This is a genomic window from Pseudomonas sp. CVAP#3, assembly GCF_018986375.1.
GTDB lineage: Bacteria > Pseudomonadota > Gammaproteobacteria > Pseudomonadales > Pseudomonadaceae > Aquipseudomonas > Aquipseudomonas helvetica.
The window spans coordinates 1-12,402 of sequence record NZ_JAHMSC010000035.1; the positions used below are offsets into that span (position 1 = coordinate 1).

A 12,402-nucleotide genomic window follows, 5' to 3' on the forward strand; every position below is an offset into this window, starting at 1 on the left:
CAGTCCAGCGGGAGCAAGCTCCCTCGCCACAGATACTTCTCAGGCCTCCAAACTTCCTTAAGTGAACAGCATTACCTGTGGGAGTGGGCTTGCTTGCGAAGACTTTCTTATAAACGACACAGATTTCAAAATTGTCATCTGGCTCGACTACGCTCAGAGGGTTAATCCCTCTGAGTGCCTGTCGTGTTCAAACGCCTGACTCTGCTGTTCATGTTGCTGGTCAGCCTTCCGGTTCTGGCGGAAAACTGGCCCGCCGAGCAATGGTCGCCCGGCCCGAAAATCAGTGGTCCGGCGCTTCAGGCCCTGGAGGATTACGCCTTTGCTCCGCGCGACGACGGCAGCCGCACAGGCGTTCGCACCGACGCCTTGCTGGTGATTCGTGACGGGCAATTGATCTACGAACGCTACGCCGGCCCAACCACAGCCGAGACACCGCACCTGACCTGGTCCGTCAGTAAAAGCCTGATGGCCACGGTGCTGGGCGTGGCCTATGGCGAAGGCTTGTTCAAATTGCAGGACCCGGCCGCGAAGTTTTATCCACCCTTGCAGAGCCATCCGAATGTATCCGTCGCTGATTTGCTGCACTGGGCCTCGGGGCTGGACTGGCAGGAAACCTATGAATATGCACCGCTGAATTCTTCGATAGTGGCGATGCTCTACACCCATGGACGCCAGGACATCGCTGCGTTCGCTGCCGGCCATGACGAGTTCAGCCCACCGGGTCAGGCGTTTCGTTATTCCAGCGGTGACAGCAATCTATTGTCGGCAACGCTGAAGACCATGGTCGGTGCGCAGCGCTACGCCGACTATCCATGGACCGCGTTGTTCGGCCCTCTGGGGATTCGCAGTGCGGTTTGGGAGACCGATGCCACGGGGACGTTTGTTGCCTCGTCCTATGCCTATATGACAGCTCGCGATCTGGCGCGGATCGGCCTGTTGATACAGCGCGACGGTCGCTGGGGTAACCGGCAGTTGCTGCCAAAGGACTGGGTCGAGTTCAACCGCCAACCGTTCATTCGCTTCAAGGCCAATCAGGATGAAGCCGTTCCCGGCGGGCATTGGTGGCTCAATCGGGCGGTCGACGGCGCCGAAAGACCCTGGGAAGACGCACCCGATGACACCTTTGCCGCACTCGGTCATTGGGGGCAGGCGCTGTACGTGGTGCCCAGCGAGAACCTGGTGATCGTGCGCTATGGCGATGATCGCGACGGCAGTTACCGGCACAACGAATTGCTCAGACTGGCACTGGCGGCATTTGCGCAGAAGGTGCAGCCATGAATTTCAGATTTATTCGCCGTCGACCACGACTCAGCATGTTGCTGTTGTTGATCGCTGTGATGCTCGGCTGGATCTGGCAGGAGCGGGTCGCGTTGTGGGCGTTCCCCGACATCATCAGCGCCTACACCGCCAAGGAGTATTGCTCGTGCCGGTATGTCGAGAACAACCCGGCGGATTATTGCCAGGGCTATGTGACGCAGTACGTGCCCGTCAGCAGTTTTCTCGATGACGCTCCCAACAAGCGCGTGACGGTCAGCGGCATGGGGCGCAGTCATATTGCTGCGTGGCTCGGGGCTCGTCAGGGGTGTCGGTTGAGCCCATAGAGGCGGTCTTTTGCCTTGCGCGGTTTGCAAGCGCGTTCACTCAGGCTAAGGTTCGGCTCAGGTTTACTTGCCCATGAGTGTTTATGTTCAAGCGGTTTTGCTGCACAGCCCTGGCCTTGCTGCCGTTGGCTTTCGTTACCTCGCCAGCTCACGCCGACTGGTACCTGGACGGTGAATCTTCACGTCTGTCATTTATCTCCACCAAGAACGCCAATCTCTCCGAGGTTCAGCGCTTTCTGGTGCTGCATGGCAAGGTCGATGCCAACGGCCAGGCGCAAGTGCAGGTCGAACTGGAGTCGGTCAACAGCGGCATTCCGCTGCGCGATGAGCGCATGCGCAAAGAGCTGTTCGAGATCAAGACGTTCCCTGAAGCGCTGATCAGCACGCAGATTGACTTGCGGCCGATCAAGGATCTGGCCCCTGGCGCGCAACTCGAATTGCGTTTGCCACTGACGGTCAGCCTTCACGGCAAAGAGCACGCTTACTACGCCGAGTTGCTGGCGACACGCCTCGATGATCGGCGTTTTCAAGTGGTGACCCTGGAACCGCTGGTACTTAATGCTGCGGATTTCGATCTGCTGCCAGGGCTGGAAAACCTGCGCACAATCGCCGGCCTGTCGGCCATCAGTTCGTCGGTGCCGGTGGGTGCGGTGCTGATTTTCACGGCGCGCTGACATGAGCGGTGCAGTGTTTCCCTGGCGCGAAGGCAATCGCTATGAGTTGTTGATCGACGGGCCGCAGTTTTTTCCACGGATGCTGGCGGCGATTGCCGCTGCGCAGGAACAGGTCGAACTGGAGCTGTACCTGGTGGAGGCGGGTGCCTGTGCCGAGGCGATGGTTCAGGCGCTGGTGCAAGCCGCCGAGCGCGGTGTGCGCGTACGTTGTCTGTTCGATGACTACGGCAGCCTGGCATTCACCCTGAGTCTGCGGCGACGCCTGATCGAGGCTGACGTGGAACTGCGTTTCTACAATCGCCTGAGCTGGCGGCGCTGGGTGCGCAACCTTTACCGTGACCACCGCAAGTTGCTGTTGGTCGATCAGTCGCTGGCGGTGGTCGGCGGCACGGGCGTCACCGACGAGTTCTGGACCCCAGGTTGCGAAACCAGTGAGTGGCATGAAGTGATGGTGGAAATCGGCGGCCCGCTGGTGCTCGACTGGCAGTTGCTGTTCGACCGCCAATGGATCGCCAACCGCCACCGTCGCGCCTGGAAACCTGCCTCCCACTTCGGTTTACCGCGTCTGCCACGGGTCCCGCCGATGGGTGAAGGCATGGGCCGGGTAGCGTATGCCGACGCAAGGCAGCACCGGGACATCCTGCAATCGCTGTTTCGCGCACTGAACAGCGGCCAGCAGCGAATCTGGCTGGCCACGCCTTACTTCCTGCCAACCTGGAAGGTCCGTCGCTCGCTGCGCAAGGCTGCTGCACGGGGCATCGATGTGCGCCTGCTGCTGACCGGGCCGCGTACCGATCATCCGTCGGTGCGCTACGCCGGGCATCGTTATTACCCGCGCTTGCTCAAGTCCGGGGTGAAGATCTTCGAATACCAGCCGTGTTTCCTGCACCTGAAAATGGTCCTGATCGATGACTGGGTGAGCATTGGCTCATGCAATTTCGATCACTGGAATCTGCGCTTCAATCTGGAAGCCAACCTGGAAGCCCTTGATCCGACATTGAGCCTGGCGGTGGCGGCGAGTTTCGAGAGGGACTTTGCGTTAAGCCAAAGGGTCAGTCTTGAGGAATGGCAACGCCGACCGCTGTGGCGACGGGTCAAGCAGCGGGTGTGGGGATGGGTGGATCGGATGGTGGTCAATCTGCTGGATCGGCGAGGATAGCCGGTTACGTGGAACTGTGGCGAGGGGGCTTGCCCCCGTTGGACCGCGAAGCGGTCCTAAGACCGGCAAACTCGTTCTGTCCTGAGAATGAGTTTGCAGGTTTTATGGCTGCTACGCAGCCAAACGGGGGCAAGCCCCCTCGCCACAAGAGCCCGCCAGATTTCAGGGGGGTTAAAGCAACTCGAAGCTCTGCTGCGTCACGTCCTCGGAATCGAGGCCGATCTGCACGTTGAACTTGCCAGGTTCTGCTGCATATTTGAGCTGGGCGTTGTAGAACTTCAGGTCGTCCTCTTCGATGGTGAAGTGGATGACTTTCTGTTCGCCGGCCTTGAGCATCACTTTCTGGAAGTTTTTCAGTTCCTTGAGCGGGCGAATCATCGAACCGACCACGTCCTGAATATACAGCTGAACCACGGTTTCGCCGTCGCGCTTGCCGGTGTTTTTAACGGTCACGCTGGCGTCGATCTTGCCGGTCTTGTTCAGCGTGGTCGACGACAGGGCCATGTCCGACAGGCTGAAGCTGGTGTAGCTCAGACCGTAGCCGAATGGAAACAGAGGCCCGGTGGTGTCATCGAAATACTGCGAGGTGTAGTTGCCCGGTTTGCCAGGGGTGAACGGGCGACCGATGCTCAGGTGGTTGTAGTAGGTCGGAATCTGCCCCACTGAACGCGGGATGCTGATGGGCAGCTTACCGGACGGGTTGTAGTCACCGAACAGCACGTCAGCGATCGCGTTGCCGCCTTCGGTACCGGTGAACCAGGTTTCGAGAATCGCGTCAGCCTGTTCCTTCTCTTCGAGAATCGTCAGCGGACGGCCGTTCATCAGCACCAGTACCAGCGGTTTGCCGGTGGCTTTCAGGGCCTTGATCAGGTCGCGCTGGTTGGCCGGGATGTTCAGGTCGGTACGGCTCGACGATTCGTGGGACATGCCACGGGATTCTCCGACTGCCGCCACCACCACATCAGCCTGCTGCGCGGCTTTCACCGCTTCGTCAATCATGACCTGCGCCGAACGCGGGTCATTCACCACTTCCGGAGCATCGAAGTTGAGGAAGTTCAGGTAATCGAGGACTTTCTTGTCCTCAGTGATGTTGGCGCCACGGACGTAGGTCAGCTTGGTCTGATCACCCAGGGCACGGGTCATGCCGTCGAGCAACGTTACCGACTGTTCCGGTTTGCCGGCGGCAGCCCAGCTGCCCATCATGTCGATCGGTGCCTTGGCCAGTGGACCGACCAGGACGATTTTCGCGGTCTTCTTCAGCGGCAGGGTTTCGTTCTGGTTCTTCAGCAACACCATGCTGCGACGTGCAACGTCACGGGCCTCGGCGCGGTGCAGACGGCTTTCGGCGTAGGTGTCGGCCGGATCATCCTCGGCCTTGCCGATACGCAGGTACGGGTCCTTGAACAGGCCCATGTCGTACTTGGCGCCCAGCACTTCACGCACGGCGTTGTCGATGTCGCTCTGCTGGATTTCGCCGGACTTCAGCAGCCCTGGCAGTTCCTTGCCGTACAGGGTGTCGTTCATGCTCATGTCGATGCCGGCCTTGATTGCCAGCTTCGCCGCTTCACGCCCGTCGCGGGCCACGCCGTGCTTGATCAGCTCGAAGATCGCCCCGTGGTCACTGACTGCCAGGCCCTTGAAGCCCCACTCTTTACGCAGCAAGTCCTGCATCAGCCACAGGTTGGCAGTGGCCGGTATGCCGTTGATCGAGTTCAGCGCAACCATCACCCCACCGGCGCCGGCATCAATAGCGGCGCGGTACGGTGGCAGGTAGTCCTGGTACATCTTCACCGGGCTCATGTCGACGGTGTTGTAGTCGCGACCGCCTTCGACCGCGCCATACAGGGCGAAGTGCTTGACGCTGGCCATGATGCTGTCGGCCGCGCTCGGGGTCTCGCCCTGGTAGGCCTTGACCATCACTTTGGCGATGCGCGAGACCAGATAAGTGTCTTCGCCGAAACCTTCGGAGGTGCGACCCCAGCGTGGGTCGCGGGAGATGTCGACCATCGGCGCGAAGGTGATGTCGAGGCTGTCGGCCGCGGCTTCCTTGGCAGCAATGCGCCCGCTGCGGCCAATCGCATCCATGTCCCAACTCGAGGCCAGGGCCAGGGGGATAGGGAAAATGGTCCGGTGGCCGTGGATTACGTCATAGGCGAAGAACATCGGGATCTTCAACCGGCTGCGCATGGCCGCGTCCTGCATCGGACGGTTTTCGGGACGCGTGATCGAGTTGAACGTGCCACCGATATTGCCGGCGGCGATTTCCTTGCGGATCAGCTCGCGGGGCATTTCCGGGCCGATGCTGATCAGGCGCAATTGGCCGATCTTTTCGTCCAGGGTCATCTGCTTCATCAGGTTGCTGACGAAAGCGTCCTTGTTTTCAATAGGTGCAGGCTTTGTATCGGCCCATACCGAGTGACTGGCCAGGCCGATGGAAAGGCCCAGCAAACACAGCTTCTTCATGAATAGTGATCTCAAAAGCCTAAACGGACGCAGTGGTTACGTGCCGGTCAGCCAAAAATTAGGGGGCGTCTGTTGTTGTTCGACTAAATGCCGCAAACTTCTAAACTCTTTCAGCGCTGGGCATCTTTTAGCCGATTGGCCCGATGCAATCCAGTGGCGGCGGCAGATTATGCCCCAAGAGTTCGAGTTGAAGGCGCGCAGGAATATTTCCAGGGTAATGGGCAAGGGAGCATCACTCGCATGAATGTACAACAGCGCTATCGTTCGGGCTGGCAAATAGCAGTATTGATGTTGCTCAGCACGGTTCTGGCCGGCTGTGGCATCAACACCATACCGACCCTCGACGAGCAGGCCAAGGCGGCCTGGTCGCAAGTGCAGAACCAGTACCAGCGTCGCGCCGACCTGATCCCCAACCTGGTGGAAACGGTCAGAGGTTACGCCAAGCATGAAGAGGAGACCCTGACGGCGGTGGTCGAAGCGCGGGCCAAGGCGACCTCTATCCAGGTCGATGCCAGCACCCTCGACAACCCGGAAAAACTCAAACAGTTCCAGCAGGCCCAGGATCAGCTCAGCGGCGCCCTCAGTCGTTTGATGGTGGTGTCCGAGCGTTATCCGGACCTGAAGGCGAACCAGAACTTCCTGGCGCTGCAATCGCAACTTGAAGGCACCGAAAACCGTATCGCCGTGGCGCGCCGGGATTTCATCCTGGCGGTGCAGAATTACAACACTGAACTGCGGACGTTCCCAGGCCGTTTGTGGCACAGCGTGCTGTACAGCGACCTGCTGTTGCGCGACACCTTCGAGGCCACCAGCCCGGGTGCCGACAAGGCGCCGCAAGTGAAGTTCTGATCAGCGCAGGTTCCCGGCGGGTTTTCAGTGCTGTCGGGATACCACCGATTCAGGAGCCATTAGGGATGAGGTGCCAATGCGCGTTTTGAAAATCAGCCTGGTGGTGATGCTTTGGATCTTTTCCATCACCACTCAGGCCGAGCTGAAGTTTCCAGCGTTGACCGGTCGGGTGGTGGATAACGCCCAGATGATCGAGCCTGTGGTGCGCGAGCAACTGACCCAGCAACTCCAGGCCCACGAACAGGCCACCGGCGAGCAGTTGGTGGTGGTGACGCTGCCGGACCTGCAAGGCACCAGCATCGACGACTATGGTTATCAGTTGGGGCGTTACTGGGGCATCGGACAGAAGGGCAAGAATAACGGCGCCTTGCTGATCGTCGCTCGCGCCGAGCGCAAGCTGCGGATCGAAGTCGGGTATGGCCTGGAGGATCGGCTGACCGATGCGCAAAGTTCGGTGATCATCAATCAGGTGATCACTCCGGCGTTCAAGTCCGGCAATTTCAGCAAAGGCATCAGTGACGGCGTTGCCGCGATGCTGGTGGTACTGGGCGGCAGCCCACTGGATGAACCGTCGACGATTTATGATTCGGGTGGTGATCAGGGCAGCGACTTTATCGGGCGTCATCCGACAGTATTCGTGTTATTGGCGGTGCTGTTTATCCTGACGATTTCTATCTTGCAGATGCTCGGCATCCTGCCCCGTGGCGGCGGTCGCGGAGGTTCCGGCGGGTTTGGCGGCGGAGGCTTTGGCGGCGGCTCGGGAGGGGGCGGCGGCTTCAGCGGCGGCGGGGGCAGTTTCGGGGGCGGCGGTTCGTCGGGCGGCTGGTGATAACAATAATGAGCGAGCATTCAAAACCATGGCATTACTGACGGAACACGAACAGCGCAAAGTCGCCGAGGCCATCGCGCGTGTCGAGCGCGACACCGACGCTGAACTGGTCACCGTGCTCGCGGCCCGGGCCGACGACTACGCTTACATCCCGCTGCTCTGGGCCAGCCTGCTGGCGCTGATCGTGCCGGGCATCGTGCACTACGTTACCGGCTGGCTGAACATGCACACCTTGCTGCTGGTGCAGTGGGTGAGTTTTATCGTCTTGTGCCTGGTGTTCCGGATTCCGTCGATCACCACCCACCTGATCCCGCGGTCGGTGCGCCATTGGCGCGCCTCGAACCTGGCGCGTCGGCAGTTTCTGGAGCAGAACCTGCACCACACCGTCGGCGGCACCGGCGTGCTGATTTTCGTCTGTGAAGCCGAGCGCTATGTGGAGATCCTGGTGGACGAAGGGATTTCCAGGCGGCTGGATAACAAAAACTGGGACCCGATCGTCGCAGCCTTCACCCGACAGGTGAAACAGGGCCAGACGTTGCAGGGCTTTGTCACCTGCATCGAGGCCTGTGGCGAGTTGCTCAAGGTGCATGTGCCGGTGACGCAGGCGCGCAATGAGTTACCGAATCGGTTGGTGGTTCTGGGCTGAAGCTGGTTCTGGGATTTAGAACCGGGAACTTTGTGGCGAGGGAGCTTGCTCCCGCTGGGGCGCGAAGCGGCCCTAAAACCAGCAAACATGGTCCATCAGGTAATCGCGGTTGCCTGTCTTGCGGCTGCTTCGCAACCGAGCGGGAGCGAGCTCCCTCGCCACAGGATGTGCACCGTTCGTAAATAACTGCGTGTCCCGACGCGCCATCCCCCCTAAAATACCGGTCATTCCCCGATCCGCACCGCCCGAGGCGCTTTTTACATGTCTGTTACCGCAACTCCCGCCAGCCTCACGCCGGATCATCACGCGCAATTCATCGACCTGCTGAGCACCAGCCTGGCGCAGAACGCCTTCATCAAACTGGTGCTGGCCAAGTACGTCGGCGCTGAAGTCGACTTGCAGCGAATCATCATCAAGCAGCTGACGGTCAAGGAACAGCCGTGCCTGTCCTTCGTCTATCGCTACAAGACGCGTGACATCACCAAGAACTTCCCGATCGAAGAGGGCATCGCGACGATTGCTGCGCTGTTGCCGCAGGACTTCAAGAATGCTCACCTGCTGGCGCTGACCGATGAAGCCCAGCTCGAATACAGCAAGAAGGGCAAGAGCTCGCTGTTCAAGAGCAAACCCCAGCAACTGCGCGAAGTGCCGTCCGCCGAGCACAACCGTGAGAAGAACCGCTTCCTCGACCTGACCCGACCGTTCCTCGCGGATCTCGGTGTAACGAACAGCAAGCACGAACTGATTCCGGCGATGTCGCGCAAGTGGAAGCAGATCAACAAGTTCATCGAAGTCTTCAGCCATGCGCTGACGTCTTCACCGCTGGCGCTGGATAAACCGGTTCGCGTGGCGGACTTCGGTTCAGGCAAGGGTTACCTGACCTTCGCCATTCACGATTACCTGCGCAACACCTTGCGCGCCGAAGGCGTGGTCACCGGTGTCGAGTTGCGCGAAGACATGGTCAACCTGTGCAACACCGCTGCCGCGCGCCTGGAGCATCCGGGGCTGGTGTTCAAATGTGGTGATGTGCGTAGCGTGGCACCGAGCGAGCTGGACGTGATGATCGCCCTGCATGCCTGTGACATCGCCACCGACTACGCGATCCACACCGGCATCCGCTCCGGGGCGGCGATCATCATGTGCTCGCCGTGCTGCCATAAGCAGATTCGCCTGCAGATCCAGAGCCCGGCGCTGCTCAAGCCGATGCTGCAATACGGTTTGCACCTTGGTCAGCAAGCCGAAATGGTCACCGACAGTCTGCGGGCGTTGTTCCTCGAGGCCTGCGGGTATGAAACCAAGGTCTTCGAGTTCATCTCTCTGGACCACACCAACAAGAACAAGATGATCCTGGCGGTCAAACGCGCTGAGCCGGTGGACCCGGCGCAGCTATTGATAAAAATCCAGGAGCTCAAGGCGTTCTACCACATCACCGAGCATTGTCTGGAAACCCTGCTGCGGGCCGATGGGCTGCTTATTTGAACGGCTTGATCTGAATACCCGTCGGTAACGTGCCTGGTTGTGCCGGGCGCACCGCCGTCTTGCGCCCGAGCATCACGGTGACAATCACCCCGACTGCAAACAGCCAGGTAATCGGTTCGATGTGTTCGCCAAAGAACAGCGCCGAGAAGGCGATAGTGAAGAAGATCTGCAGCAGCTGGATCTGACTGACTCGGGCGATGCCACCCATCGCCAGTCCGGCGTACCAGGCGAAGAAGCCGATGAATTGCGAGAACAACGACACGTAACCGAAGGCCCACCAGGTTTTCGCCGAAATCTCGCCTTGGTGCTGCAGCGCCAGATACGTCACCGGGCCGATCAACAGCGGTGTCGACAGCACCAGCGCCCAGCAGATCACTTGCCAGCCGCCCATCTCCTTGGCCAACCGGCCACCTTCGGCATAACCCAGGCCACCGATGGCAATCGCCCCGAGCATCAACAGATCACCGGCCTGGATGCTGCCGGCACCGCTGATCAAGGCGTAACCCAGGACCAACGCGCTGCCCAATGCGGCACAGGCCCAGAAGGCTTTCGACGGTCGTTCATGGGACAGCCATGCGGCATACAGCGCCACGCACAAAGGCTGTAAACCGTTGACCAGCGCGCCATGAGACGCCGGCAGCGTTTGCATGGCCCAGGCCGAGAGTACCGGGAAACCGAGAATTACCCCGGCAATCACCAACGTCAGGCCTTTGATCTGTTTCCAGGTCGGCCATTTCTCTCGCCGCCAGAGCAGCAACAACGCCGCCGGAATCGCCGCGAACAACGCTCGGCCCAGCCCATTGAGCAGCGGATGGACTTCTTGCACCACGATCCGGGTGAAGGGCAGGGTCAGGCTGAAGATGACGACGCCGAGCAGGCCCAGGGCCATGCCGGTGTTTTCGCGCGAGGACATAACGGTAACCAGAATTCTGAAGTGGCGGGAGAGCGTTCATCTAGCCATAAACCTGGAGCGCAGCGCTGCTACAGCTAGGCACAGAGTGACACGTACAGTTTGAAGCAACCGCAGATCCTGTGGCGAGGGAGCTTGCTCCCGTCGGCCGGTCCGCGTTCGAGCGAAGCAGTCGTAAACAGATTGACGCGGTTTGCCTGAAAGAAAATGGTGTATGGATTGAGGGCCGCTGCGCGCCCCAACGGGGGCAAGCCCCCTCGCCACAAAGGTATCTGCGAGCTACAGGGAGTGCACTGTTTTACGTAATAGCTGGTTATTACCCGTCCCGCTGGATTCGGACTACCTTGAATACTCCTTCCTGCCCAAGTTTTTACCAGAGGAGTCATCCCCATGGCCGCGAAAAAAATTCTGATGCTGGTCGGCGATTATGTCGAAGACTACGAAGTGATGGTGCCGTTTCAAGCGCTGCTGATGGTCGGTCATACGGTGCACGCGGTGTGCCCGGACAAAACAGCCGGGCAGACCGTGCGCACTGCGATCCATGACTTCGAAGGCGACCAGACCTACAGTGAGAAACCCGGTCACCTGTTCGCGCTGAACTTCGACTTCGCCAAGGTCGATGCGGCGGACTACGATGCGTTGTTGGTGCCGGGTGGTCGGGCGCCGGAATACCTGCGTCTGAACGAAAAAGTCCTGCAACTGGTGCAAGCCTTCGACAAGGCCGGCAAACCGATTGCGGCGGTCTGCCATGGCGCGCAATTGTTGGCGGCGGCGGGGATTCTTGAAGGTCGCGAATGCAGCGCTTATCCCGCCTGCGCGCCAGAAGTGCGTTTGGCCGGTGGCACGTTCATCGATATTCCGGTGACTCAAGGTCACGTTCAGGGCAATCTGGCGACGGCTCCAGCCTGGCCGGCACACCCGAGCTGGCTGGCCGGTTTCCTTGGTCTGCTGGGCACCAAAATCACTTTGTAAGCGGAGGCCTGCGCATGTGCGAGCTGTACGTCAAAGCCGACCCGATCCTCTACGAGTCACGCTCGCGCTCGCTGCGCATCTGCGGGGTGGTGACCACGCTGCGGCTGGAGAACCAGTTCTGGGACATCCTCAGCGAGATCGCCGAAGTCGATGGCATGACCACCAACCAGTTGATCGCCAAGCTCTATGAAGAGGTGATGGACTACCGGGGCGAAGTGGTGAATTTCGCCTCGTTCCTGCGGGTCAGCTGCACGCGTTACCTGAGCCAGCGCCGGGTGACGACGCCGGAGTTATCGGTGGTGCGCGCGGTGGTGAAGTAGGGTTGCCTGGTCTTTACTCTGAAGCGCGCTGCCCTCAATCGCCAAGGAGAACGAGCATGTCCGGATGGTACGAGTTGAGCAAAAGCATCACTGGCCAGTTTCGCTTTGTGCTGAAAGCGGCCAACGCCGAGACCATTCTTACCAGCGAGCTGTACACCACGCGCAGCGCTGCTGATGGCGGCATCGCCTCGGTTCAGGCCAATAGCCCACTGGATGAATGCTACGAGAAAAAAACCACCAAGGATGGCCATCCTTACTTCAATCTCACGGCTGCCAATCATCAGATCATCGGCAGCAGTGAAGCCTACGCTTCCGACACCGCACTGGAAAAAGGCATCGCCAGCGTCAAGGCCAACGGGCCGACCAAGGTGATCAAGGACAAGACGTTGCCGGTGTTTTAAAGGCTGCTGATGATGATCGTTCCCATGCTCTGATCTGACCCCAAAAAGCTGGACGTTTACATGTCTATGCCTGAGCGGCCTGAGTTCTGTATTCAACAG

13 protein-coding genes are annotated in these 12,402 nt (G+C 59.7%); 11 read left to right on the forward strand and 2 right to left on the reverse strand.

The window, feature by feature from the left end; genetic code table 11:
* The first annotated feature begins 183 nt into the window (after positions 1-183).
* The 4 genes from KRR23_RS28710 to KRR23_RS28725 all read left to right on the forward strand — a co-directional run bounded on the left by KRR23_RS28710 (position 184) and on the right by KRR23_RS28725 (position 3,434).
* Entirely contained in the window at positions 184-1,278 is a 1,095-nt protein-coding gene (locus KRR23_RS28710) for a serine hydrolase (RefSeq protein ID WP_216745194.1), read from the forward strand.
* Positions 1,275-1,601 carry an amidase gene (locus tag KRR23_RS28715; RefSeq protein WP_216745195.1) on the forward strand — a complete coding sequence of 109 codons (327 nt, stop codon included), beginning with the start codon at positions 1,275-1,277 and terminating at the stop codon, positions 1,599-1,601. Before KRR23_RS28710 ends, KRR23_RS28715 begins: the two co-directional genes overlap by 4 nt.
* A gap of 83 nt (positions 1,602-1,684) precedes the next feature.
* Positions 1,685-2,275 (forward strand): YceI family protein, encoded by a 591-nt coding sequence (locus KRR23_RS28720; RefSeq protein WP_216745196.1) that lies wholly within the window; start codon positions 1,685-1,687, stop codon positions 2,273-2,275.
* Between the two features lies 1 nt (position 2,276).
* A complete protein-coding gene (locus KRR23_RS28725) occupies positions 2,277-3,434 on the forward strand; it encodes a phosphatidylserine/phosphatidylglycerophosphate/cardiolipin synthase family protein (protein ID WP_216745197.1) in 1,158 nt (385 codons plus the stop codon).
* Between the two features lie 171 nt (positions 3,435-3,605).
* On the opposite strand, the gene bglX is transcribed toward KRR23_RS28725, so the two are convergent.
* Positions 3,606-5,897 carry a beta-glucosidase BglX gene (bglX, locus tag KRR23_RS28730; protein WP_216745198.1) on the reverse strand — a complete coding sequence of 764 codons (2,292 nt, stop codon included), beginning with the start codon at positions 5,895-5,897 and terminating at the stop codon, positions 3,606-3,608.
* A 240-nt stretch (positions 5,898-6,137) separates the two neighbouring features.
* Here bglX and KRR23_RS28735 point away from each other — a divergent pair, with 240 nt between their 5' ends.
* From KRR23_RS28735 to KRR23_RS28750, 4 genes are all read left to right on the forward strand, one after another.
* On the forward strand, positions 6,138-6,746 hold the full coding sequence (locus KRR23_RS28735; protein ID WP_216745199.1) for a LemA family protein: 609 nt from the start codon (positions 6,138-6,140) through the stop codon (positions 6,744-6,746).
* A gap of 76 nt (positions 6,747-6,822) precedes the next feature.
* A complete protein-coding gene (locus KRR23_RS29335) occupies positions 6,823-7,575 on the forward strand; it encodes a YgcG family protein (protein ID WP_216745200.1) in 753 nt (250 codons plus the stop codon).
* A 28-nt stretch (positions 7,576-7,603) separates the two neighbouring features.
* A complete protein-coding gene (locus tag KRR23_RS28745) occupies positions 7,604-8,221 on the forward strand; it encodes a TPM domain-containing protein (protein ID WP_216745201.1) in 618 nt (205 codons plus the stop codon).
* A gap of 261 nt (positions 8,222-8,482) precedes the next feature.
* Positions 8,483-9,700 carry an SAM-dependent methyltransferase gene (locus tag KRR23_RS28750; protein ID WP_216745202.1) on the forward strand — a complete coding sequence of 406 codons (1,218 nt, stop codon included), beginning with the start codon at positions 8,483-8,485 and terminating at the stop codon, positions 9,698-9,700.
* On the opposite strand, the gene KRR23_RS28755 is transcribed toward KRR23_RS28750, so the two are convergent.
* The gene (locus KRR23_RS28755; RefSeq protein WP_216745203.1) at positions 9,693-10,613 is read right to left on the reverse strand and encodes a DMT family transporter; all 921 of its coding nucleotides are present in this window, start codon (positions 10,611-10,613) and stop codon (positions 9,693-9,695) included. The genes KRR23_RS28750 and KRR23_RS28755 overlap by 8 nt on opposite strands.
* A 387-nt stretch (positions 10,614-11,000) precedes the next feature.
* Here KRR23_RS28755 and KRR23_RS28760 point away from each other — a divergent pair, with 387 nt between their 5' ends.
* Genes KRR23_RS28760 through KRR23_RS28770 form a run of 3 tightly spaced genes read left to right on the forward strand, consistent with a single transcriptional unit; the run spans position 11,001 to position 12,303 of the window.
* The gene (locus tag KRR23_RS28760; RefSeq protein WP_054596072.1) at positions 11,001-11,582 is read left to right on the forward strand and encodes a DJ-1/PfpI family protein; all 582 of its coding nucleotides are present in this window, start codon (positions 11,001-11,003) and stop codon (positions 11,580-11,582) included.
* A 14-nt stretch (positions 11,583-11,596) separates the two neighbouring features.
* Entirely contained in the window at positions 11,597-11,902 is a 306-nt protein-coding gene (locus tag KRR23_RS28765) for a ribbon-helix-helix domain-containing protein (protein WP_054596073.1), read from the forward strand.
* 56 nt (positions 11,903-11,958) lie between these two features.
* Entirely contained in the window at positions 11,959-12,303 is a 345-nt protein-coding gene (locus KRR23_RS28770) for a YegP family protein (protein WP_216745204.1), read from the forward strand.
* Positions 12,304-12,402 lie beyond the last annotated feature (99 nt).